21 protein-coding genes, 1 pseudogene and 1 riboswitch are annotated in these 25,293 nt (G+C 35.9%); of the genes and pseudogenes, 6 read left to right on the top strand and 16 right to left on the bottom strand.

Features of this window, described 5'->3' with window-relative positions:
• The first annotated feature begins 68 nt into the window (after nt 1-68).
• Both MUA40_RS03500 and coaW read left to right on the top strand, forming a co-directional pair.
• A complete protein-coding gene (locus tag MUA40_RS03500; protein ID WP_167732807.1) occupies nt 69-1,661 on the top strand; it encodes a BCCT family transporter in 1,593 nt (530 codons plus the stop codon).
• Nucleotides 1,662-1,860: 199 nt separating this feature from the next.
• Entirely contained in the window at nt 1,861-2,664 is an 804-nt protein-coding gene (coaW, locus tag MUA40_RS03495; protein WP_016426427.1) for a type II pantothenate kinase, read from the top strand.
• An 86-nt stretch (nt 2,665-2,750) separates the two neighbouring features.
• On the opposite strand, the gene MUA40_RS03490 is transcribed toward coaW, so the two are convergent.
• From MUA40_RS03490 to MUA40_RS03480, 3 genes are all read right to left on the bottom strand, one after another.
• Complete coding sequence (locus tag MUA40_RS03490; protein ID WP_016426426.1) at nt 2,751-3,422, bottom strand: DUF2750 domain-containing protein; 672 nt, start codon at nt 3,420-3,422, stop codon at nt 2,751-2,753.
• A 124-nt stretch (nt 3,423-3,546) separates the two neighbouring features.
• Nucleotides 3,547-4,737: an L-aspartate--L-methionine ligase LdmS gene (gene ldmS / locus MUA40_RS03485; protein ID WP_016426425.1), complete on the bottom strand. Its 1,191-nt coding sequence runs from the start codon at nt 4,735-4,737 to the stop codon at nt 3,547-3,549.
• Nucleotides 4,738-5,955, bottom strand: coding sequence for a M20 family metallopeptidase (locus MUA40_RS03480; protein ID WP_051116774.1), 1,218 nt, complete (start codon nt 5,953-5,955; stop codon nt 4,738-4,740). It lies immediately after the preceding gene.
• Between the two features lie 65 nt (nt 5,956-6,020).
• Nucleotides 6,021-6,129: riboswitch (SAM riboswitch) on the bottom strand.
• Nucleotides 6,130-6,307: 178 nt separating this feature from the next.
• Between MUA40_RS03480 and MUA40_RS03475 the strand changes: the two genes are divergently transcribed.
• Nucleotides 6,308-6,784, top strand: coding sequence for an S-ribosylhomocysteine lyase (locus MUA40_RS03475; protein WP_016426423.1), 477 nt, complete (start codon nt 6,308-6,310; stop codon nt 6,782-6,784).
• Nucleotides 6,785-6,908: 124 nt separating this feature from the next.
• Here MUA40_RS03475 and MUA40_RS03470 read toward each other — a convergent pair whose 3' ends face one another.
• Together MUA40_RS03470 and MUA40_RS03465 are read right to left on the bottom strand one after the other, a co-directional pair.
• Nucleotides 6,909-7,262: a DoxX family protein gene (locus MUA40_RS03470; protein WP_016426422.1), complete on the bottom strand. Its 354-nt coding sequence runs from the start codon at nt 7,260-7,262 to the stop codon at nt 6,909-6,911.
• Between the two features lie 11 nt (nt 7,263-7,273).
• Nucleotides 7,274-8,575 (bottom strand): pyrimidine-nucleoside phosphorylase, encoded by a 1,302-nt coding sequence (locus tag MUA40_RS03465; RefSeq protein WP_016426421.1) that lies wholly within the window; start codon nt 8,573-8,575, stop codon nt 7,274-7,276.
• Between the two features lie 261 nt (nt 8,576-8,836).
• Between MUA40_RS03465 and deoD the strand changes: the two genes are divergently transcribed.
• Nucleotides 8,837-9,550 carry a purine-nucleoside phosphorylase gene (gene deoD / locus MUA40_RS03460; protein ID WP_016426420.1) on the top strand — a complete coding sequence of 238 codons (714 nt, stop codon included), beginning with the start codon at nt 8,837-8,839 and terminating at the stop codon, nt 9,548-9,550.
• Between the two features lie 450 nt (nt 9,551-10,000).
• Here the strand turns inward: deoD and MUA40_RS03455 are convergent, their stop codons facing one another.
• The 5 genes from MUA40_RS03455 to MUA40_RS03435 form a co-directional block, all read right to left on the bottom strand.
• Complete coding sequence (locus MUA40_RS03455; RefSeq protein WP_016426419.1) at nt 10,001-10,399, bottom strand: thiol-disulfide oxidoreductase DCC family protein; 399 nt, start codon at nt 10,397-10,399, stop codon at nt 10,001-10,003.
• A 203-nt stretch (nt 10,400-10,602) separates the two neighbouring features.
• Nucleotides 10,603-11,964, bottom strand: a complete 1,362-nt coding sequence (locus MUA40_RS03450) for an EVE domain-containing protein (RefSeq protein WP_126496476.1) — start codon at nt 11,962-11,964, stop codon at nt 10,603-10,605.
• An 80-nt stretch (nt 11,965-12,044) separates the two neighbouring features.
• The gene (locus MUA40_RS03445) at nt 12,045-12,284 is read right to left on the bottom strand and encodes a hypothetical protein (protein ID WP_016426417.1); all 240 of its coding nucleotides are present in this window, start codon (nt 12,282-12,284) and stop codon (nt 12,045-12,047) included.
• 15 nt (nt 12,285-12,299) lie between these two features.
• Entirely contained in the window at nt 12,300-13,238 is a 939-nt protein-coding gene (manA, locus tag MUA40_RS03440) for a mannose-6-phosphate isomerase, class I (RefSeq protein WP_016426416.1), read from the bottom strand.
• Nucleotides 13,239-13,446: 208 nt separating this feature from the next.
• Nucleotides 13,447-14,151: a FadR/GntR family transcriptional regulator gene (locus tag MUA40_RS03435; RefSeq protein ID WP_016426415.1), complete on the bottom strand. Its 705-nt coding sequence runs from the start codon at nt 14,149-14,151 to the stop codon at nt 13,447-13,449.
• A gap of 183 nt (nt 14,152-14,334) precedes the next feature.
• Between MUA40_RS03435 and MUA40_RS03430 the strand changes: the two genes are divergently transcribed.
• Entirely contained in the window at nt 14,335-15,237 is a 903-nt protein-coding gene (locus MUA40_RS03430; RefSeq protein WP_262569892.1) for a lytic transglycosylase, read from the top strand.
• A gap of 50 nt (nt 15,238-15,287) precedes the next feature.
• On the opposite strand, the gene MUA40_RS03425 is transcribed toward MUA40_RS03430, so the two are convergent.
• A complete protein-coding gene (locus MUA40_RS03425) occupies nt 15,288-16,142 on the bottom strand; it encodes a Cof-type HAD-IIB family hydrolase (RefSeq protein WP_037559598.1) in 855 nt (284 codons plus the stop codon).
• A gap of 190 nt (nt 16,143-16,332) precedes the next feature.
• Nucleotides 16,333-18,135, bottom strand: coding sequence for a glutamine--fructose-6-phosphate transaminase (isomerizing) (glmS, locus tag MUA40_RS03420; RefSeq protein WP_126496475.1), 1,803 nt, complete (start codon nt 18,133-18,135; stop codon nt 16,333-16,335).
• Between the two features lie 914 nt (nt 18,136-19,049).
• Between glmS and MUA40_RS03415 the strand changes: the two are divergent.
• Nucleotides 19,050-20,245 (top strand): annotated as a pseudogene (locus tag MUA40_RS03415) (IS110 family RNA-guided transposase).
• 595 nt (nt 20,246-20,840) lie between these two features.
• Here the strand turns inward: MUA40_RS03415 and glmM are convergent.
• The 4 genes from glmM to rocF all read right to left on the bottom strand — a co-directional run bounded on the left by glmM (nt 20,841) and on the right by rocF (nt 25,099).
• Complete coding sequence (glmM, locus tag MUA40_RS03410; RefSeq protein ID WP_050330329.1) at nt 20,841-22,193, bottom strand: phosphoglucosamine mutase; 1,353 nt, start codon at nt 22,191-22,193, stop codon at nt 20,841-20,843.
• A gap of 28 nt (nt 22,194-22,221) precedes the next feature.
• On the bottom strand, nt 22,222-23,154 hold the full coding sequence (locus tag MUA40_RS03405; RefSeq protein WP_016426410.1) for a CdaR family protein: 933 nt from the start codon (nt 23,152-23,154) through the stop codon (nt 22,222-22,224).
• The gene (gene cdaA, locus MUA40_RS03400; RefSeq protein WP_016426409.1) at nt 23,155-23,961 is read right to left on the bottom strand and encodes a diadenylate cyclase CdaA; all 807 of its coding nucleotides are present in this window, start codon (nt 23,959-23,961) and stop codon (nt 23,155-23,157) included.
• Between the two features lie 232 nt (nt 23,962-24,193).
• Nucleotides 24,194-25,099 carry an arginase gene (gene rocF / locus MUA40_RS03395; protein ID WP_167733077.1) on the bottom strand — a complete coding sequence of 302 codons (906 nt, stop codon included), beginning with the start codon at nt 25,097-25,099 and terminating at the stop codon, nt 24,194-24,196.
• Nucleotides 25,100-25,293 lie beyond the last annotated feature (194 nt).

Genomic DNA, 25,293 nt, shown 5'->3' with positions numbered 1-25,293 from the left:
TCTTTGTAAAAGGTGAAACAATCTGTCAGCACTCAGTTTTATGCGCGTAAAATTTGAAAGGGGATATTATGGGAAATCATAAGAGTACTAAAGAAAAAAATCGGAATATTGTGTATATTGTTTCTTTCACAATTATTTTGATTCTCACATTACTTGCAGCCATCTTTCCAAAGACATTTGGTGCATATGCACAGCATACATATGACATATTGGCACTTAATTTTGGTTGGTTATTTCTAATTATTGTGTTTGTTTTAGATGTGTTTTTAATCTTTTTAGCTATTTCAAGATATGGCCGATTTAAATTAGGTCGCGATGATGAAGAACCTGAATTTTCATTTATTTCATGGATTGGTATGTTGTTCTCAGCAGGTTTAGGTGTAGGTATCGTCTTTTGGGGTGTAGCAGAACCCTTAACACATTATTTGCATTCTCCATTTCCAAAAGCTGTTAAAGGGCAGACTGTTGAATCAGCTCGACTCGCGATGGGTTATACCTTCTTCCATTGGGGCATCTCACAATGGTCTATCTTTGCAATGAGTGGTTTAATTGTTGCTTATTTCCAATTTCGAAAAAGTCGAGACGGCTTAATTTCTACTGCAATGGAACCCGTTTTCGGTGAGACTTACCGACGTCCTTTCCGAAATATTATCGATATTTTAGCGATTATTGCGACTGTAATGGGAATCGCAACATCGATTGGACTGGGAATACTACAAATTGCAGGTGGCCTTAATCACGTTTTCAAAGTACCTAACACATCATTAACTTTAATTTTAATTACATTATTGATGACGATTATTTTTCTGGGTTCAGCTTTAACAGGCATCAATCGAGGTGTGAAGTGGCTAAGTAATCTAAATATTATCGTTGGTGCCATCTTACTCTTGTTTATTTTTATTTTTGGTGATATACGCTTTATTGTCGAAACTTTTACGGTTTCAATTGGGGATTATATTTCTCACTTTGTGCAATATAGCTTAAGAATGGATCCGTATTCTGGAGATAATTCTTGGATTCAGAAATGGACAGTTTTCTATTGGGCATGGGTTATTTCTTGGTCTCCTTTTATTGGTGGCTTCGTTGCCCGTGTGTCAAGAGGACGTACCATTCGAGAGTTTGTTATTGGTGTGCTTATCATTCCACCATGTATTTCATTCGCATGGATTTCAGGATTCGGAGGCACTGCAATTAACTGGGCACTCCACCACAATGACGGTATCGAAAAAATAGTGGATAAAGATTATACAGTCGCGTTATTTGAATTATTAAGCAAGTTTCCTCTACATGAGGTGACAAGTGCATTGGCCATCATTCTTATTTTTACATTTATTGTTACCAGTGCCGACTCGACAACACATATCGTATCAGGAATGGCAACAGGCGGTGTAGAAAATCCTAAACGGAAGCATAAATTGGTCTGGGGTATTTTAATTGGTGCAATCTCTGTTTCTCTCACTGTTGCGGGAGGCTTAACAAGTTTACAAACTGCATCCGTTGTAACAGGATTACCTTTTTCGATTATTCTGTTTCTTATGATTTTTTCATTGATGAATGCATTGCGTCGTGAACCAACTAAATATTTCAAAATGACGCACATTGATGATGATAAAGATTTTTCAAGAACAATAGAAGATCGGGAACGAGATCATGAAATGTAATCAAAGCTTTCTTTAATGAAGCCAATCTCATTTGTGCATACCTCAATAATGGACGAGGTTGGGAACACACGCCCAACTTCGTCCTTTTATTGCTTACACTCTCATTTATTTTAAAATTAAACTTTGAATTAACGCTTGTAATTTTGTCATTATCGTATAGTATATATTGGTGATAAACAAAAATTCGAGGTGACTAATCATGCGTATTGGCATAGATGCTGGCGGTACTTTGATAAAAATTGCAATAGAAAATGAGGGCGAACGATCATTTAAGGTCTATCAGACAACAGAACTAGAAACCGTTGCTGAATGGTTGAATCAACAGCCTTGCCAGGATATACATATTACAGGAGGAAACGCGAAAACTTTAAGTGAGCATTTAACATGTAATGCGCAAACATATATCGAATTTGACGCTGCGGCTCGAGGCGTTCAGCTCTTTTTAGAAGAACAAGGTATTCATATTGATCGATACATTTTCACAAATGTAGGGACTGGCACATCACTTCATTTAACAGACGGCTTAGAACAAGAACGCGTAGGTGGTATAGGTACAGGGGGCGGCATGATTCAAGGATTGGGTTATCTCCTCACTGGTATTACTGAATATGCCACATTAACGAATCTCGCATTAAAAGGGAATCGTGACATCATCGACTTGAAAGTGAAGCATATTTATAAAAATGATACCCCGCCTATATCTGGAGAACTTACTGCTGCTAATTTTGGTCATGTCTTGTTAAATATCGATCAAAACTTCACGGATGCTGATAAACTTGCTTCCGTTATCGGTGTCGTTGGTGAAAGCATTACAACTGTAGCCATTCATGTCGCAAGAGAACATCAAGTGAAAGATGTGGTCTATATTGGTTCATCATTTCATGATAATCCACTTTTACAACAAGTGGTCACTGATTATACAGTATTGAGAGGTTTCAACCCTCACTATTTAAAAAATGGTGCCTTTTCTGGCGCATTAGGCACGTTATACTTATCCCATTAATTCATTTAAAAAAACGCAGATTAGAAACATGGCTTCTAATCTGCGTTTATTTATGAATAGGTCAAAATTGATAACGATATACGTTATTAAAAAGTTAGTTCATTCGCAAGTTTCTGCGCCGAAACAATCGTACCTACGACTCCCGGCTTGACATCAATAGCTACATATCGATTATCATCACGTAGCTCATCTAACCATTCCGCAAAAACTTCCCCTTCTACATCAATCAATTCAAAGGTCTCAAAATCTTCTTCTGCCACTTTTTCTGCACGTTTATTTAAACTCCATACTGGCATAAAGTACGATTGATCAAAATTATCGTTCTCATCATATACAATCATAAACTGTTTGTTGTCCTTTTGGCTCAAACCGTATACAGTGTCACTTTTAGCAACATCTTGTACAAATTCACGGATACGAATGTTATCTAAATCAGTCATCAAGTCACTAACCACTTCGATAATTCGAATCTCATGGCCTTGCGCGCGATCTGTCACATTGACGAGTGCTTCATCTTCTTCGTCAAACATATCATCAAGTTCATAAGTCGCAAACTGATCAATATCCATCGCTTTAATTTTGTCATAGGCCACACCGGATGTTTCTAAGTAGGTTTTCGCTAAAGATTCACGTGTCCAAAAACAAAATAATGGCTTCCCATTATGACTATGCTTAATAATCTTTTTATCTTTAACAGCGATGAAAAACTGTTCATTGGTTAATATATCTTTATAAAAGCGTTCGTTTTTGTAAGACATGACTCTGCTCCTTTTTCTCAACTCAAAATGTATCTCGAATACAAGTCTCTCACTTCTATCCGGTCATCAAACTTGATTTGATTTCTCTATATAACCAATATATCATACATCAAAGTAGAATTGTTTATAGCCCCGCCATTTCTATAAATTGTTGCTCATATGCTCGAATGTCTGCTTCACTATCAGCATGCCAAATACATGCAAATCTTGAATTGACATGTTGATCTTCATACCAATCTCCATCGTAATAGGATAAAGGATATAAAACACCTTGCTCTACAAAGGAAGAAATGGCATTAAAGAACCGTTCATTATCTCCATTTGCAAAGTAACTATAAAACTTGTGATGCTTGCCGGTTAATTGTGGTTCTAGCAAGAGCATACTCGTCGAACCATTTTGCCGGAAATTTAAATCTATCGCATATACGTCGCCTTCAGCATCCACAAGAATATCGAATCCAGCAATACCGATAAATCCTTGAGAAACACCATTTTCCATTATTTTCCGGCCTGCTTCGATTACTTTTTCAGGTACCTCTAAAGCATTCACATTGCCATTATAAAAACCATATTCATTTGTTAATTGTTTCGCTGCACCGAGGTATATAATACCTTCATCAGGATGCCAAGCGTACTGCACACAATAGTTATCCACCGCTTCGATACATTGCTCAATGATTAACGTTTTCGTCGCTTCTTGTGCTTTTTCTACACGGGCAATCGCTTCGTTTAATTCTTGCTCGTTATAACATATCATCACGCCATAGCCTCCAGCAGTAGGTAAATCATCCCCAGGCTTTATTACAACTGGAAGTGACCAAGATTGAATGGCTGACTTAAAATTTTCATATGTTACGATTTCGCGTTTTGGTAAAAACTGATTCTGAGTCCATTTTGGAATTAATGACTTATTATTCAACTCAACAAATAATTTTTTATCCATAGCATAGTGTGCTGCATCAACAATCGAGTCGTCATGAACATATTGAAAATAAATCTGACGTTCTTCGACAGTTGCCAAATGTTTCAGTGCACCTTCATAACTCTCTTGGTCTCTAAATGTGATGACATTATCCGGTATGGATCGTCCAATCATTTGAAAAAGCTGTGCTAATTTATGTGTCACACTCGCTTCATGAACGATGACTGGTAAATTGGCAATCAACAACTCTCTCCCAGTTAAAAAGTTGGATTGATGTTCATCTGGTTCTAACCAAGGATTGGAAACATAAGAAGGTCTAGAAGTATAGACCACGTTTGTTTCATAAATATCACCCATTGTTAAGCGGGGTGCGTGATTATTTTGTACCGTCATTTATAACTTCTCCCTTTTAATTTGATGCTCCTTTTGAATTGTAGCTAAGAGATCTCTATCTTGAATTAATGTAGCCCCCATTAATGCAATGATCTTTGCACCTCTTATCAGTGCTTTATCCCCCATTGGACTTGCAGCAGCTTCTCTAAATCGATGGGTATGCCCCACCAAGCTTCTTGGCCCAATTTTGACATGTGGGTGTATCGTTGGTACAACATGGCTGACATTCCCCGTGTCCGTTGAACCATACCCAAAATCATCATGACTTACCTCTTCCCCTAGTTCTGTTGCATATTGTTCAAATAACAAATCGAGTTCTGGTGATTTCACAAACTCATTGACGCCATTTTGAATAGGCTCAAACTCAAAATCACAACTCATTTGTATCGCTGCCCCCTTAGCGATATCATGAACACGTCCAGTGAGAACATCCAATTCCTTTCGTGTCGTCGCACGCGTATAAAAACGTGCATGTGTGAAATCTGGAATGATATTCGCGGCCTTGCCACCATCTAAAATTACGCCATGTACGCGCTCAGTCTTTTTAATATGCTGACGAATTTGTGCAACACCATTAAAAAAACTAATCATCGCATCTAAAGCGTTACGTGCTTCATAAGCATTCTCTGAAGCATGCGCACTTTTACCATAAAATTTAATATCTAGTACATCTACCGCAAGTGTGTGATTGGTTGGATATGTTTCATTACCTGGATGTACCATTAACGCAACATCTACATCGTCAAATATGCCTTCTTTAACATAACTCGCTTTGGCACTTCCATTTTCTCCGCCTTCTTCAGCTGGGCAACCGAAGATGACGACTTTCCCACCGATTTCTTCGACGACCTGCTTAAGTGCTGTACCTGCTAAGACACTCGCTGTACCGATAATGTTATGACCACAGGCATGACCTAATCCTGGAAGTGCATCATATTCAGCAAGATAGCTGATTGTAGGCCCTTCCTTTGCCGATTCATAAGTGGCTATAAATCCAGTTGAATGACCTGCAATGTCGCGCTCAACTTCGAAACCACACTCAATTAAATGATCAATGAGCAATCTCGAAGCAAATAACTCTTCATTTCCAATCTCAGGTCTTTCATGAATTTGATGACTCATATCAATGTATTTCAATCTGTTGTTATCTATATAATCTAAAATCCGTTGTCTCACTGATACCAAATTAAAACTCCTTCCAAACAAAAAAGTTATCATCCTATACTATCAACACATATGTTTTCAAGTGTGGTTGATGTACGCCGGTGATAACATCTTTGTCGTTTTTATCTTTCAGCCCATTATAGACTGTTGGATTTAGCACCTTTATCGCTTTACGATGAGGTTGCAGGGCTTCGTAGGGCCAATTCCCTCCACCACTCTTGATAAATATTTATTAAATTTGTACTTATTTTATCGGATTTAGGACAATTTGTCATGTATTTTTTACAGATAAATCAAAAATTTCTATCTTATTTTTTGTATAACTGAGTAATTAGCTCAGTTTTTTTACTTTCAATCATCCTAATTTGTGTTAAAATGAAATTACACATGAAGGAGGTTTGTACAAATGCCAAAAATGAACGTTGAAAGTTTTAACTTGGATCACACTAAAGTGGTTGCGCCTTATATTCGCTTGGCTGGTAAAATGAAAGGAATTAACGGAGATGAAATTTATAAATATGACATTCGTTTCAAGCAGCCAAATAAAGCGCACATGGACATGCCTGGATTGCATTCTCTAGAGCATTTGATGGCTGAGAATATTAGAAACCATACAGATAAAGTGGTTGATTTAAGTCCGATGGGTTGCCAAACTGGTTTTTATGTTTCTTTTATCAATCATGATGATTATGACGATGTATTAAATATTATTGAAAAAACAATACAAGATGTACTTGAGGCAAAAGAAGTTCCTGCTTGCAATGAATTACAATGTGGTTGGGCTGCTTCACATTCTTTAGAGGGCGCTCAAGCAATTGCACAATCATTTTTAGATAAACGTGACCAATGGCATGATGTTTTTGGAACAGGTGCACACGTATAAATATAAAGTCACGTTTTAAAATAGAATGACGATATGAAAATAATGATAAATCGCTTTGACTGAACAAAAGGCATTCCAAATTGTGTGTGATACACAACTTGAAATGCCTTTTTAAAGTTTACAATTATAATTTTTTAATGAGATACATGAAAAGGAATTGAAGCGGTAGTCTACCGTATCTTGCCGTGTCTGATAATTCTTTATCACCAAGCGGCAATCGACGTCGTGCCATATAAATATTTGCTGGAAAAACAGATAATAAGAAATAGTTAATCCAACGTTTCAATGCATCAGATGGACGCGCCAAAAGTAGCTTTATGCCTATCCATATTTCACATACGCCTGTAACTAGCACAGCAGCCTTTTTGAATGGTAAATAATGAGGTACAATATTTCTGAATCGACGTTCTCTCGTAAAATGTAAAACACCAATAATCAAAAATCCAATACCTATTAAAATGCGACCTACTTTTTTCATCTCAACACCCTTTATTCAGTAATGATAGTATGAATTAATTTCGGCTGTGATGCTTGTTCTAAGATTGTAATATTATCATACAATTTTTCTTTTACTGCTTCAACATCCTGTGTATTCGCATGAATCGTTAATAGAGATTCTCCTTCTTCGACACGGTCACCTATTTTTTTATTCAAAACGAGTCCTACAGCAAGATCAATCTCATCTTCTTTCGTTTGGCGTCCTGCCCCTAACATCATAGATGCAATACCAATTTCATTTGCAATCATTTCTGCAACAACACCAGATTGTTTTGCAGGTAATTCGAATTGATATTGTGCTGTTGGCAATTGTGATGGATCATCAACGATAGTTGCGTCGCCACCTTGATTACTTAAAAATGTTTTGAATTTCTCTAAGGCTTTACCATTTTCAATGACTTCTTTTAACATTTCGCGTGCTTCTTCTAAATTGCTCGCTTTTTGAGCTAATACCACCATTTGTGAACCGAGTGTCAAAACAAGTTCGGTTAAATCTTCTGGTCCTTCTCCTTTTAACGTGTCAATCGCTTCTTTTAATTCTAAAGCATTCCCGATTGCAAAGCCGAGAGGTTGACTCATGTCAGAAATGATTGCCATTGTTTGACGTCCCACTTGATTTCCAATTTTAACCATCGCATGTGCTAAAGCTTCTGCATCTTCCACTGTTTTCATAAAGGCACCATTACCTGTTTTAACATCAAGTACAATCGCATCCGCACCTGCAGCAATCTTCTTACTCATAATTGAAGATGCAATTAAAGGAATTGAATTCACTGTACCTGTAACATCGCGCAAAGCATAGATTTTTTTATCAGCTGGTGTCAGATTACCTGTTTGACCTATTACAGCCACATGATCTTCATTCACAAGTCGTACAAATTCATCTTCAGATATTTCAACATGGAATCCTTTAACTGATTCCAATTTATCTATCGTACCGCCTGTATGACCTAAACCACGTCCACTCATTTTAGCTACAGGAACATCTAACGCAGCAACTAACGGTGCCAATACAAGCGTCGTTGTATCACCCACGCCTCCAGTTGAATGCTTGTCGACTTTGATGCCTTCTATATTTGAAAGATCAATTTGATCTCCAGAAGCGACCATTGCCATCGTTAAATCTGCACGCTCTTCATCTGACATATCTTGAAAGAAAATTGCCATCGCTAAACTAGACATTTGATAATCAGGAATCTCCCCATTTGTGTAACCGTTTACAAAGAATTGTATTTCTTCCTTTGTAAGCGTATGTCCATCGCGTTTCTTTGCAATAATATCTACCATTCTCATGGTCATTCCTCATTTCTATATGGATTTTTATTTTTTACAATATGTTTGAATTTACCTTTATTATAAACCAAAATCTATCTATTGGTAAAACCAAATCATTATCGAGATACGGACTTAAATAAGCTTATCAAAGAAGCGACAACATGCGGTCTAATCGTTGATGAACCTATTACACCTCTGCTTTGTTAATAAGTTTTATCGACTTTTCATTATAGTTCTGTTATCTTTAAAATGATATAAGATATTAAGGAGATGTTTTAAATGACACAACAAGGAACACCACACATTCAACCTAATGGTACTAAAATTGCTAAAACTGTACTTATGCCTGGTGATCCATTACGTGCTAAATTCATTGCAGAAAATTACTTAGAAAATGTAGAACAATTCAATGAAGTACGTAATATGTTCGGCTATACAGGTACATATAAAGGCAAAGAAGTTTCTGTAATGGGCTCAGGAATGGGTATCCCAAGTATCGGTATTTATTCTTATGAGCTATACAATTTCTTCGACGTAGACACGATTATTCGCATTGGTTCTTGTGGCGCAATGCAAGAAGACATTCACTTATACGACATTATTATCGCACAGGGCGCTTCAACAAACTCTAATTACGTTGATCAATTCCAAATACCGGGTCATTTTGCCCCTCTAGCTGACTTTGATCTCGTTGTAAAAGCTAAAGAAAAAGCTGATGCCCTAGGTGCACGCGCACACGTTGGTAATATTCTTTCTTCAGATACTTTTTATAACGCAAACCCAGATTTCAATCAAAAATGGATCGAAATGGGCATTCTAGGAGTAGAAATGGAATCAGCGGGACTCTATTTAAATGCTATAAAGGCGGGTAAAAAAGCGCTAGGTGTATTCACTGTTAGCGATCATTTATTACGTGACGAAGCAACAACTGCCGAAGAACGTCAAAATTCATTTACACAAATGATGGAAGTTGCGTTAGAAATCGCTGAATAACTTGCTTTAAATAAATTAAGAGCCTGAGACAAAATTGTCTCAATAATCGATGAAATCCGAGGTTTTCGTAAAAAACGAAAAATCTCGGATTTTTTCCTTTTATCATCAGTTTAGCCGCACTAGATGCGACTAATTTCCTTAGGCATCTCGTTAATTTAGTTTTTGTTGTGATGAATTAAATTATACGAAATTGCCTTATTTTTTAAAGTATAATGGTGAATGATTACATATATATAAGCGAAGTATTTATAGCGAGACTCCTGAGGGAACAGGACGAGCCGAAGACTACAGGCTGAGGCTGTCCCCTCGGAAAGCGAGCCTATATAATACGAAGCATGATAATATAAAGGAAGCTCGAAGACGATTTTTATCAAAATCATCTTCGAGCTATTTATTTTGGTATTTATGTCCCATGCTCTTTTATTTTAACAGGGCATCATTTAATACGTCTCATATTGATTTATTTTTAGCTATAAAAAATGATTGTTCATATTCAGTTGGTTTTGCCCAATGTGTTTTCCACATTTTATCACGGTTGTTCGCAAACAATTGATAACCTAGGTTGCGTAAAGGTTTGGGGACAAGCCATAATAGAATAGCTAACCACTTATAACGATCAAGTGTATAAATGAGTTTGGCTATCGCTGTCGATTGAAATGTCAAATCGTCCCCCTCTTGTAAAACAACACTGTTATATTCAAGCACTTCAGGACGTGATTTTTGTAATGCTTCCCCTGCCTTACTTTTTAAAGGCACGAACTGATAGTTTCTAGGCAAACCATTTCGAATGAGCCAAATTGCATAATTGTAACAATAAACACAATGATCATCGTAATAAATAATTGGCATATTATCACCTCTTGTCTTAAATATACCCGCTTTTATATTTTCATATCAAACATTAAAAATAGCTCATATTCAAAGTTATAAATATTTTTCCATTTGAACCAGTAAAAGGCGATGTCATTGACCGTACTGTCAATTTCAATCACCTTTTCTCTCCATTATCTACCATATAGAGACGCACCATTACGCGATACTCTATTATGCATTTATTGTTTAACTTGAATAATACGTGCATACTTCAAAAATTGTGAAGTATATTTCTTTTTAACTTCTTGTGGTGTCATATAAGTCACTGCTATGATATGCCAATTCGGATTAAAACGATAGAATGATGTATTTTCAGTACTCCATTTCACCATATTACCGCTTTTATTATAGCGTGGAAGCGTAACTTCATGACCTTCTAACACATTGATATAGGTTTGGAAAACATCAGGGTCAATACGTTCAAATTGGTCAATCACTAAAAATTGACGATCCGTCTTAGGCATCAATTCCGTAATAAACCCTTCTCTGTAGTATAGCGCACCCGCTTCATTTGGTAAGTAGCGCCCATACAACATTTCTTCAGAAAAATCAGGATGGCCAACTGTAATGACTGACGTTGCATTGGCTTTCTCAACAAGTGATTTTGCAGCATTTAAGCCTTCTTCTTTTTGTTCTGCAAGTAATAAAATAAATGGCTTTAATTCTTGATTTTCAGTATCTTGATGTCCAGAAACCGCTTCGAATTGCCCTTTTAAGCCATCATTTTCACTCATCTCCATAATGGCATTGAATTGTGTCGGCGTTAAACTTGCTATCGCTTGCTTAGAATTTTCTTGTAAAAAGTACAAGTTCTTAAGCTTTTGGTGTTTATTCAACGTCATTAAACTAACTGGATTGATATCTTCAATATATCGAATTTCAATCGCTGTACTATTCGTCCGACCTTGTTCCGGGGGACGTGTATGAATATGATGTGCCACTTCAGCACGTCCAATGACAGACTGGTTAGAATTGCGATTGTAAATGATGATTTGATCGCCGATTTCTAATTGTGTGTAATGATGATAACCGTTTCGTTTTATACCGTTTCGTGTATGCGTATAAATCGTATAGGTTTCATCTGGTTCAAACGCTTCTGTTTCAGACATAAAGAAATATCTAGGAATAGAAATCTCGCCAGTCCCTAGTCCTTTGATTAATTCAAATTCATCGAATGAAATCTTATTAAAAAGAATTTCTTTCATATTATTCATTCGGAATTCTAATGATTCACTTCTTTTAAGATAATCTGATGTGAGTCGCTTGAACGGTTCATTAAATTTGAACTCTACATGTGTTTTGTTTTGTGCACCTGTCTTAACGCGCGTAATTTCACCCCATCCAAGTAATCCTGCATCTGTTTGTACTTGGTAAAAAATCACACGGTCACCGACTTGTGCTTGTTTAAATGCACGAAACCCTTGTGTTGGATTAAATTGTGCCCCTGACTCAAATACTGTTTTTTGCCCAACTAATGGCTCATTATGATTCCATCTATTGTATCCGCAATTCAGCCAAAAATAATTAATCTCTGCAGCCATGTTATCATTGTATCTCCTTTTAAAATAATTATATCTTATCCTTTAATCCAGCAATGTTTTTTTATTTATTATATTACTTTTCATTGAGTGTTCATCCATTGCATTAGACCGACTGCAACTGGAAGGAAGTTAATGAGTACCCCGCCCACCTTTAACATTGGGCTGATGGTACGATTAGGCAAAGTCCAAAGTGTGGCGATGATACCAATCATTCCGATTAACACTGGAAATACAATGGAAGGAAAGATAGGCACTTGAAAAAATATAGTCGCTCCAGATAAAATACCGCAAACTAAAGCGATATATAAACCCCATTTCATGTCATTCTCCTCTTCTTATACATAACTAATAATCAGTGAAAATTCACCTTCAAATACGTTATCCAAATCTTCTGCAGTCAATATAAAATGGTTCCCTTTTTTTATATCGTAAATTTCACCATCTGTAACGAGCTGCCCTTGTCCATCCAGTACAGAGACCAAAACAAATTCTCGCGGCTTCATATAGTTCAATGTGCCTTGTATATCCCAATGTGTCACTGTAAAAAATGAATTTTGAACAAACGTCGTACACTTATGATTTTCAATCACTTCAGTTTGTGGTACTACATTAGGACTTTCTTCACTAATTTGAATGACATCTTTACTTTTTTCAAGATGTAACGGTCTTTTATTACCATTTTTATCTTGTCTATCATAATCATAGATCCGATAAGTCGTATCTGAAGACTGTTGTGTTTCTAAAATCATAATACCTGCACCTATGCCATGGACTGTACCAGCCGGCACAAAGAAAAAGTCACCTTTGTGGACAGGGACGCGTCTAAACAGATGCTCAAAATCACGTTGATCTATCATTTCATTGAGTTCTTCATGAGATTGCGCATTTGTGCCATATATAATTTCTGCACCTGGTTTTGCATCTAATATATACCAACATTCTGTTTTGCCGTATTCTCCGTTTTCATGCTCATAAGCATACGTATCATCAGGATGAACTTGAACTGATAATTTTTGTTCAGCATCCAAAATCTTAGTTAATAGTGGAAACTTTTTTGTAGGAAATTCCCCAAACAGTTTAGGTTGATTTTCCCAAACTTCATCTAATGTTTGTCCTTTAAATGGACCGTTTAATATCCGATTCGCACCATGTGGATGAGCTGAGATTCCCCATACCTCACCAGTATGGTCACTCGGTAAATCATAACCAAATTGTGCGAGATTTGTTCCACCCCAAATTCTTTCCTGAAAAACAGGTTCAAGTAATAATGGCATTGGGAACCACCTCTCAATCTTTCATATTATGCTCTTTTTATATGTATGTTAGATTTCCTCTGTACCACCGAAACTCAATGAAATGGCACAATAATCTTACATAATTGTATCATATCTCCTATAAATGTGCTTTAGTAATTAGAAAATCAAACGATCTCACTTCCTGGATTCCTGAACCACTTCGTATCATTCAAAGCGCTTTAACGACCTAATTTGTTTCTACTATATAATTTTTGACTAGTGTTTGACGGATTTCGACTAAGTGATGGGTCATTAATGTTGCTGCCTTTTTTTCTTGTCGCTTTTTAATTGCTTCTAAGATGACACTGTGTTCTTCCAATAATTTCTCCATCGTTTTTTGTCGGCTATAAATATAAATATGACGCGTACCTTTCATCGTCTGTTGAATGAGGTCCGAAATATTATTTAGCAACTCATATAACAATGCATTATGAGAGGCTTTAGCAATAGCAAGATGAAATTTTAAATCTGCTTCCTCACCCGATTGTTGACATTGGATCGCATTGACCATTTCTTCTAAAGCAGTTTCCATTGCTCGTATATCTTCATCTGTGTGTCGTAATGCAGCATATTGTGCTGTCGCCACTTCTACCGATTCACGCAATTCTAATATGTCGCGTACACGCTCTTTCGTAAGTGTATGAGATAGAAAATCAAATAACTGTGGCTGTTTTTGTTTTACAAACGTCCCATAACCATGCTTAATATCTACGAGTCCTATCACTCTGAGCGCATTCAGTGCCTCACGCATTGAAGCGTTACTCACACCATACGCTTCAGCAAGCTTTTGAATTGAAGGCAAGCGTTGCCCAACTTCTAAAGTTCCTTCTTCAATTTGCTGAATCAATACATCCGCAATTTGCTCATATTTCTTTTGATTCGTGATTTTCATAGCTTTTCCCCTCACCCTCACTTCATATCTTATCAAACTTTAGCTATCATCTCTGTATTAAAAACAAACTATTTTCATGTTTATTTTTATTTACTGATAAAATCGTTTAAATTAAGACCATTTTTATTTTCAAATAAGAAAGATTTTGATAATGTGGATTATATGTGAAAGGAGTGCTCACTATTGGTAAAATTCACAAAGTTATTTTGGCATAATACAAAAAATCAAAAATTAAAACTATTTGCCACATCATTTATTGGTTTTGCAATATTGTTATTGTTGGCTATTCTCGTAATGTCACCGTTTAATTTATTACTTCAAGCTTGGCAGATCTCTATTTTAACGGGTCAACAAAGTATGACAAAATTAATTTTCATGATGATTGGTGCCATCATTCTAACCATCTGTATTTTCTCGATGGTCCTCTTCCCAATCTATACAGGACTTGTATGTGTCATTCGCCACTCTGTTTTAGATTCAGCGCAAATGCAATGGAAAGATTTAGTGCGCTCATTTAAAAAAGGCATTTGGGGCAAAAGTGTGATTCTAGGTCTGATGAGTATTTTATTCATTATACTAACAGTCATCGTCTATGGTCTCGTTAATGCAGGTGTTTCTTATCTCGTACAAAAACTCTTTAATGCCATTAGTGCTAATGACATCAGTCAAGGCTGGTTACAATTCATCATTAGTATCTTAATTGTATTATCTTCATTTATTTTAAGTATCTTCGTTTGGTTCACGGTTGTATACGTTACAAACCTTGCTACTTCCTTAACTGAAGATGCTTCAAGAAGTGTTAAAGTACATCTAAAAGAAGCATGGCATGGTATTAAAAATGGTCATAAAACATTTTTACGTTTCTTTATTGGCATTTTATTACTTAATTTGATCTTTATTATTCTTAATCAACCTATTAATTACTTAATTCAACAAAATCTCGCACATATTTCACAAGATGTCGCTTATTATTTAATGATTATATTCAATATTATCTTTTTAATTATTCGATATCTCATTTACTTACTCATTATCGGTACAATCATTCAATATTTTGTGCGTAGAGGACAAAAAGAAGTGAAATAAGCTGAAAGCCAGTCTGTCAGGAAAAACTTCCATCGCAGACTGGCTTTTAATTATTTTAATAGTTGTGCTTCTAAAAATTGTGCCGCCCCATCATGATTATGGTCGACTTCAGTTTCATATTGCGTCAATGCTTTAATCTCCGCACTGGCATTTTTCATCGCAACCGTTACACCACCCACTTTAAACATCGCGCGATCATTGTCACTATCTCCAATAACGAGTGTTTCAGAAAGTTGAATATTAAAATGACGACACATCTCTTCTATTCCTGTCCCTTTATTAATATGATACGCCATTGTTTCTACGTTGTTAGGTGTTGAATTAGAAACTTCAATGTTTAATTCTGACTGCTGTGCGACCATTTTTTCTCTAAAACTTTTAATTTTGTTTAGATCAGAATGGAATAAATATATTTTTGAAAAACCAAGTTGCGTCGGTATCGTATCACGCCAAGTTAATTTTTCTCTTACTGCTTCGTGTCTTGATAACCATTCACTTTCATTTACAGTATCAGGCTTGTCACCTTTGACTAAGCTTAACATCCAACTTTGATCTTCATTTAGGGCAAATCGCGGTTCATCAAATGGAAAGACCTCATAATAAATTCCATCTTGTTGCGCTTCCATCACAATTTGACGTACCGCTTCAAGACTAAGATCGTGTTCAAATAATACGTGTTCATCAATATGTCCTAATGTTCCATTCGATGAAATGATACCATCAAACTGAAGATCTTCTGGTATAAGTAAATGAATCTCTTCGTAAGCACGTCCTGTTGCTAAAAACACCTTATACCCCTCTGATCTAAGGCGAGCGATGACTGAAGCTGTCTTTTCAGACGCTCTATTATTTTGATGAAGAATTGTACCATCCATATCTAAAAATATTGCTTTTATATTTTGCATGATCGCATTTCCTTTCATTCATTGATTACTCCTTTATTGTGTCATCAAATAGATACTTACGCAACACGACGCGCGCTTATTTTCTTACAAACTGTAACCTTTCATAACAAAATGAAGTTAAACTAAAAAATGCGTAAGATACGAAGCCTATTTGCTTGTACCTTACGCTATTGATGAAAAACAGAGAATGTTATTCCACAGTTACAGATTTCGCTAAATTACGTGGTTTATCAACATCTAAATCACGATGTAATGCAGCATAATAAGAAATCAATTGTAGTGAAACAACTGAAACAAGTGGTGTTAACAACTCATGAACATGAGGAATCACATATGTGTCTCCATCTTTTTCTAGTCCTTCCATAGAAATAATACATGGATGAGCACCACGAGCAACAACTTCTTTCACGTTACCACGAATAGAGAGATTTACACCTTCTTGTGTAGCAAGTGCAAAGACAGGTGTACCGTCTTCGATGAGTGCGATTGTACCATGTTTCAACTCTCCGCCAGCAAAACCTTCTGCTTGAATATATGAGATTTCTTTTAGTTTTAAAGCACCTTCTAAACTTACATTGTAATCAATTGTACGTCCAATAAAGAATGCATTACGTGTTGTTTCTAAGAAATCTTTTGCGATTTGTTCCATTTGTGGTGCATCATCGACCACTGTTTCAATTGCAGCAGTGACTTTCGCTAATTCACGCAATAAATCAATATTCGGATCAATACCACGTGCTTGTGCAACAACGTGTGACATAATTGATAAAACTGCAATTTGTGCTGTATATGCTTTAGTTGAAGCAACAGCAATCTCAGGCCCCGCATGAAGTAATAATGTATGATCTGCTTCACGAGAAAGTGTAGAACCAGCTACGTTTGTAATTGTTAATGAACGATGACCAAGTTTTGTTGTTTCAACTAACACGGCACGACTATCAGCCGTTTCACCTGATTGAGAAATATAGATGAATAATGGATTTTCAGATAGTAATGGAATATTGTAAACAAATTCTGAAGCAACATGAACTTCAGTTGGAATACCTGCCCATTTTTCAATAAATACTTTACCTACTAATCCTGCATGATAACTTGTACCTGCAGCAATAATGTAAATACGGTCTGCTGCTTTAACATCTTTAACAATTTCAGGATCAATTTTTAAATTACCTTGTTCATCTTGATATTCTTGAATAATACGACGCATTACAGCAGGTTGATCATGAATTTCTTTCAACATATAGTGATCGTAAACACCTTTTTCAGCATCAGATGCATCGATTTCAGCAATGTAACTTTCACGATCGATTACTTGGCCTTCTAAATTTTTAATGACAACTTCATCACGTTTAACGATTACAATCTCTTGGTCTTTTAATTCTTTATATTCACTTGTCACTTGAATCATTGCAAGTGAATCAGAAGCAATCACGTTAAAATCGTCGCCGATTCCAACAAGTAATGGTGATTTGTTTTTAGCGACATAGATTGTCTCACTATCTTCAGAATCTAATAAACCGAGTGCATATGAACCGTGTAATAGAGAAACCACTTTTGTAAATGCGTCTTCAGTAGATAAACCTGTTTCAGCAAAATGTTCAATCAATTGCACGATAACTTCAGTGTCTGTTTCTGAAACAAATTGAACATTAGGAACATATTCTTCTCTAAGCTCTTCATAATTTTCAATCACACCATTGTGTACGAGTGTGTATCTACCACTTGTAGATTGATGTGGGTGAGAATTTTCATAACTTGGCACACCATGTGTTGCCCATCTTGTATGACCGATTCCCGTAGATCCATCATGTTCATTGTCTGCTTCTTTACGTAACTCAGCAATTCGGCCTTGTGCCTTTGTAACAGTCACTTCGTTTTCATCACGAATCGCAATACCTGCTGAGTCATATCCACGATATTCGAGTTTCTCTAACCCTTTTAATAAAATTTCTTTCGCATTTTGATAGCCAATATAGCCAACAATTCCACACATAAATAAATTCCTCCACACTGAAATAACGGTGCTGCATGTCATTTTTTTACACTTTTGGCATTCTGCTATAATGCAACAAAATGTGAACAAATAACTCCAGCATCGCATTCTTTTTTTATTGAATTAGTTTGGCGATCTTACTAACTTTGTCCAATAGGTTACCCTAATGATTTAATTAATAAGCTAACGAATGAGCCACATCCGGGATAGCATCCGCCGATCATATTCGATCACTATCCTCCTCGTCCACAAATCTCCTACATGTATCTATGAGATGCTCTGCTTTAGCATATCGGTCGACAATACATGCTTTCAATTTGCGCTGGCGCTTTATAAACTATTTCAACCTCTACCCTCCTTCTTGCAATATAATCTATTGTACAATGAGTGAAACTTTTATTGCAAATAAAAGTATAAATGCTATAAAAGCAATAATGTCTAGATTTTGTCTATACTTTTAACGTTTATACCTAAAATATTTATAAGTTATTTTAATTATAATCTGTTGTATTGCTATATTAAAATAACAATCCTTTTTGTGAACCCAATATCCTAAGCTTAAAGTATTCATTAGCTAAAATGATGTCGATTTTCACTTAAATTGGCCAGCCTCCTCGATGGTATTTTTGTGTATTGTTTGATGATACAATTACAAAATATAAAACATACTAAGATTAGCTGTGAAGAAATTTATGACGATAGATTTCTTCACAGCTATTTTTTATAGTTGTAGAGAGAAGTAGATCGAGTAGACTCTTGGATCTTTGAATCCGCAATTTAAACTGATCAGCTTTACTCTCCTTTTGAAATTCGTTTGAAGTATGTTGGGTTCTTGAAACCGTGTATAGGAAAATGAGATGAAAAAGGCTAAGTAAAGTTCAAAGCTTCTCAATTCTTTAAAGGAGGCTATATTTATCAATTACTTAGGTGTTGATATTAGTAAAAGAAGTAGTGTCGTAGCTCATTATCATAACGATCAATTTCAAAGAGAATTTACCATTCAAAATAATAAAAATGGTTATAATTATTTATTAAAGTATTTGAATGATTTAGACCACCTACAAATCATTTTTGAATCTACTGGTATTTATTCAAGAGGTATGACTCGATTTTGTCGCGTAAATCAAATTAATTATATTGAGATGAACCCGTTAGAAGCTAAATTCAGAACAAGTTCTTTAAGATCATGGAAAACCGATCAAGCTGATGCACATAAACTTGCGCTTTTGGCATTCAATATGAAGGACGCTAAAATTCAACGTCATACTGAAGAAATATATTTTGAGCTTAGAGAACGTGCAAGATTTCATTTAGAAATGGAAAATGATCAAAATAAACTAAAGGTAGAATTAGTTGAAGTGCTTCATCAAACATTTCCAGGCTTAGAAAAGTTATTTAAAAATAGGTACTCTAAGATTGCTTTAAATATAGCTAAAGTATTTCCTCATCCCAATTGTGTTTTCGCATTAACACATGACGAATTAACTCATACCATACTTAATTCAACAGCTAAAGGCATGTCCATTAAAAAAGCTCAAAAGTATACGAATGATTTGATTTCAATAGCACAAAATAGCTTCCCTACAGTTAAACAATCTTCATTTCTCGTAGAGAAATTAAGACATCTATGTGATAAATTACTTAAATCTATGCATGAAAAAGATTTGTTTGATAAAGAGATGATTAAATTAGCTAAGACAACTGATGCGTTTGAAAATATAGTTTCTATTCCTGGGTTAGGAGAATTAACCACTGCTTTACTGATTGGAGAGCTTGGAGATATAACACATTTTGAAACAAACAACTCAATGCGTATGTCGGAATTGATATAAAACGTTATCAATCAGGTAATTCTATGAGCAGAGATACAATTAATAAAAGAGGTAATAAGAAAGCTAGACGTTTATTGTTTCTAATCATCATGAATATCATTAGAGGACGAAATCGTTATAAAAATCATGTTGCAGACTATTACTACAAATTAAGAAAGCAGCCAAATGAGAAACCTCATAAGACTGCAGTCATAGCTAGTGTGAATCGTTTGTTAAAAACCATTCATTATCTTATTACTAACAATCAATTATATGATTATCAAAAAGCACCACACTAATGTAACCATATAATCATATACATCATAACACCTTATTCAAAAAAATTAAATTGAACGGGCTAATTTAGTAATGCTTATTTTAAACATAAAGACTTGACTAATCGTAGGAAAATGAGTCTGGGACATAAATACCAAAATAAATAGCTCGATGATGATTTTGATAAAAATCGTCTTCGAGCTTCCTTTTTATTATCATGCTTCGTATTATATAGGCTCGCTTTCCGAGGGGACAGCCTCAGCCTGTAGTCTTCGGCTCGTCCTGTTCCCTCAGGAGTCTCGCTATAAATACTTCGCTTATATATGTAATCATTCACCATTATCCTAAAAAAATAAGGCACTTTCGTATAATTTAATTCATCACAACAAAAACTAAACTAACGAGGTGCCTAAGGAAATTAGTCGCATCTAGTGCGGCTAAACTGATGATAAAAGGAAAAAAATCCGAGATTTTTCGTTTTTTACGAAAACCTCGGATTTCATCGATTATTGAGACAATTTTGTCTCAGGCTCTTTGGATTTTATCAATATATTTGTGATTCGGCCTAATTGTCACAACCACACTCATGAGATTCATACATGTTAATTCACAGTGCAATTACGATAATCCCATTTTCTCTTCTACAACATCAGCGATACGTTGTGCATAGTTATACGCATCTTCATCTGTTTTAGCTTCGACCATCACACGCACAAGTGATTCAGTACCTGATGGACGAACTAATATACGGCCTTCACCGTTCATTTCAGTTTTAACTTGTTCAATAATGGCTTTTACATCTTCATTTTGTTCGACAGCATGTTTATCTGTCACACGCACGTTTACGAGGCGTTGCGGGTATTTTGTCATTTGATTTGCAAGTTGACTCAACTTTTTACCAGAACGTTTAACAACTGCAGCAAGTTGAACACCTGTTAAGAGTCCGTCACCTGTTGTATTGTAGTCCATTAAAACGATATGGCCTGATTGTTCTCCACCTAAATTGTAGTGACCACGACGCATCTCTTCGACAACGTAGCGATCGCCTACTTTTGTTTTATTGGATTGGATTCCTTCTGCTTCTAATGCTTTATAAAAGCCTAAATTACTCATGACAGTAGAAACAATCATATTCTCATTTAACTCTTGGTTTTTAGACATTTCTTGTCCAAGAATAAACATAATTTGGTCGCCATCCACGACTTGACCTTGTTCATCAACTGCAATTAAACGGTCACCATCACCATCAAATGCAAGTCCAAAATCACTGCCTGTTTCAACAACGGTTTTTGCCAATGTTTCAGGATGTGTTGAACCAACTTGATCGTTAATATTATAACCATCAGGGTTACAGCCAATTGTCACGGTGTCCGCTTCGAGATCGCCAAATAGGAATGGCGCCAATCCAGCAGTTGATCCGTGTGCACCGTCTAATACAATTTTAAGACCTTCTAAATTGACTTCAACCGTTGATTTTAAATAACTTAAATATTTTTGTGCACCTTCAAAGTAGTCGGATGTATGCACGATCGCCGTACCTGTTGGACGTGGTAAATCAGGGTTAGATTCATCTAACAATGCTTCAATTTCAAGCTCTTGTTCATCAGAAAGTTTGAATCCATCTGAACCAAAAAACTTAATCCCATTATCTTCCACAGGATTATGTGAAGCAGAAATCATTACACCTAATTCTGCGCCCATATCTCTCGTTAAGTATGCGACACCTGGTGTGGAAATCACACCTAAGCGCATCACTTCTGCACCGATAGAAACTAAACCGGCGATTAACGCATGCTCTAACATTTCTCCAGATACACGCGTGTCTTTTCCAACAAGTACGCGTGGATGTTCCGTGTGCTCATTGTGCGCTAAAACATAGCCACCATAACGTCCTAATTTAAATGCCAACTCTGGTGTTAATTCTTGGTTTGCTATACCCCTTACACCATCAGTGCCAAAGTATTTACCCATAAATCATATCTCCTTTTACTCTCATTCATCACTGTACTTTAATTTTTGCTTTAACCTTATCTGGTTCTAGCTTTGTCACATTTTCAGGTAGTGTTAATTTAACTTCTTTTTCTGTGTCACTTGAGATGCCATTAACATCAATTTCACCAGAAACTTCAGATATATCTTGTAAAGCTTCTCGATTACCAAATATCTCAATTTCTTTTGTATCTAATGAAACGTCAGCAACTTTTAATCCATCGGTTGGATTTCCTTTTGTCGATACATCAAGTTTCACTTTTTTTGAATAAGGTTCGACATCTGCCGTAAGTTCAACCGTTGATGGCTCAATTTGAACATCGAGCTTATTCATATTTTTATCAAATACGGCTACATTAGCATCGCCTGTCGTTTTTTCTTTAATATCATTTTCATTGCGGAAACTTGCCTTAACGAAAGCAATACGGTCTAATTGTTCTTTACCACCAATCACTTTGACGGTGTGTGGTGATACAGAAGCATCCTTAAGTTTGAAATTTGAATCTATCGCATAAGGACTCACATTCGGTTCAACCGCATACGTTCGTGTTTCTTTCTTTTCAACAGACAATGTCGCCTCTTTCGGATAAACGTGATAGTTAATATCTTTATCTAGTCCACGCACTTGGAATTCTAACGTGTGCTCACCCGGTTGAATATCTGACGCATCCAGAACGACTTTAATATCTCCAGTTTTTTGAGCTTGCAGAACTTTAGATTGTGGACCTGTTAACTCAACATCAACCGTATCAGGTGCCCCAGAGACGTATAAATTTTTATCATTATTGATGACTTCTACGTGTGCGTTTTTAATTGTTTTGTTCCCGTTATTCGAAATATTATCAGTACTGAAAGATGTTCCAAAAACATTATTCACCGATAAAAACAATAATAAAGCGAGTATAAATGCAAAGAAACGTAAACCCCATTTAGATTCAAACATTTAATTCACACCTTTCTTTGCAAAGTGTACACCAAACCAATGTTCAGAGAGTAACTCTTCAAAAACTTCTACTGAAATATCTTTACGCAATTTGCCATCAAATGTCACAGAAATAGATCCAGTCTCTTCTGAAACAACAACAGTAAACGCATCTGACACTTCAGAAATGCCCACCGCTGCACGGTGTCGTGTACCTAAACTTTTTGAGATCTTCGGACTATCCGACAAAGGTAGGTAGCTGGCAGCTGTAGCGATTTTATCACCTTGTATAATCATTGCACCATCATGCAATGGTGTATTAGGAATAAAAACATTGGTCAATAGCTCTTGAGAAATCTCTGAGTGCATTGGAATACCCGTCTCTATGTAATCTTGTAAACCTGTTTCTTTTTCAAACACAATTAATGCACCAATACGACGTTTTGCCATGTACTGTACAGCTTTAGACACAGAATCAACAAGTTTGGGTACTTCTACCGAAGATGTCGTCGAATAGCGCTTAAATAAACTCCCTCTCCCAAGTTGTTCAAGCGCGCGTCTAATCTCCGGCTGAAAAATAACAATGATGGCTAAAAATCCCCATTGCATCACTAAATCAAACAATCTTGAAGTCGTCGTTAACTGTAAATATTCACTGATTGCTTTACCAACAAGTATAAATAATATTCCTTTTAATAATTGAATTGCTTTCGTCCCTTTAAAGACTGTAATCAGTAGATAAATGACATACCATACAATTAATAAATCTAGAATACCTGTTATGACCTCAAGTGTGCTTAAATTTTCTAAGAGGTTAGAAATCTGCATAGTATCTCCTCCGGTAATCTATTCCCATAACAAATATTATACCAATGTTTATGCTTATTTGTCATATCGTGTCTAAAACATTCTATCATGAATCCATGCGTGAAGTGTCTTATCACTGTATCATTTCTCATAAAATGAAACAAGGCTTGAGTGAGCCCCACTCAAACCTTGTATTCAAATATTATGGACAAACCATATACAAATTTTAGTTCCCATTGACTGTTTTAACAACTTACAACAGTGTCTCTCCAAAAAAAGAGCCTAACAACGCAACTGCTTGTTCAGCTGTACGATTTTCTATATCTAATAATGGATTCACCTCTACAATATCAAGAGAAGTAATTAAACCAGATTGATAGAGTAATTCTAAAGCGAAATGACTTTCTCGATAGGTCAATCCTCCTGGAACTTTCGTACCCGTCCCAGGCACTTCACTTGGATCTAAAGCATCAACGTCGAGCGACAGATGGATACCATTTGTTTTGGATTGTAAATATGTAATACTTTCTTTTACAATAGCTTGAATCCCTCTCTCATCGATATCTGCCATTGTATAAGTTCTGATTTGGTGCTTTTTGATATACGCCCGTTCACCATAATCTAAATCTCTCATTCCGATCAACACAATATTTTCAGGCTTCACTTTTGGCGCAAAACCACCGAGTTCGACTAATTGCTGATCTCCTTCGCCAGCAAGTATACGTAATGGCATCCCATGTACATTGCCTGAAGGAGACTCCTCTGGAATATTCAAATCACCATGTGCATCATACCAGATGACACCCAGACGAGAATAATGCTGTGCGACACCTGAAATAGAGCCTATCGCTAACGAGTGGTCACCTCCTAAAATAACTGGAAAATGATTATTTTTAATACTTGTAGCTACACGGTCATGTAACGCTTTCGAAAAAGTAAGAATCTCATCATAATTTTGAAGACCTCGTTGCGGCGCCTTAAATTTTTCAATATCTAGCTTTGGTGCTTCTACATTCCCACTGTCAATAACATGATGGCCAATCGCTTTTAAGCGTGGTAACACACCCGCATAACGTATCGCATCTGGCCCTAGATCAACACCGAGCTTCTTTTGTCCAAAAGTTGTAGGTGCACCTATTAATTCAATTGTCTTTGTCATATGATAACTCCCCTTTTCTTATCTTGATGATTAAATCAACTTATATCCCCTTATTTTAATTTCGCCCGCATACATAAACAGAATAATTGTTTCTTATTCTGAATACAAGCTTTCATTCATAAATAAATTATACTTCTATTTTATTTTCAAACTTATTTTTAAAAGTAACATTTTTATCTTTAATTCCAAATTCC

The sequence above is a fragment of the Staphylococcus schleiferi genome (assembly GCF_025558325.1).
GTDB classification, from domain to species: Bacteria; Bacillota; Bacilli; order Staphylococcales; family Staphylococcaceae; genus Staphylococcus; species Staphylococcus schleiferi.
The sequence above is the reverse complement of the archived record's forward strand: the minus strand, read 5'-3'. Positions and strand labels throughout refer to the sequence as shown.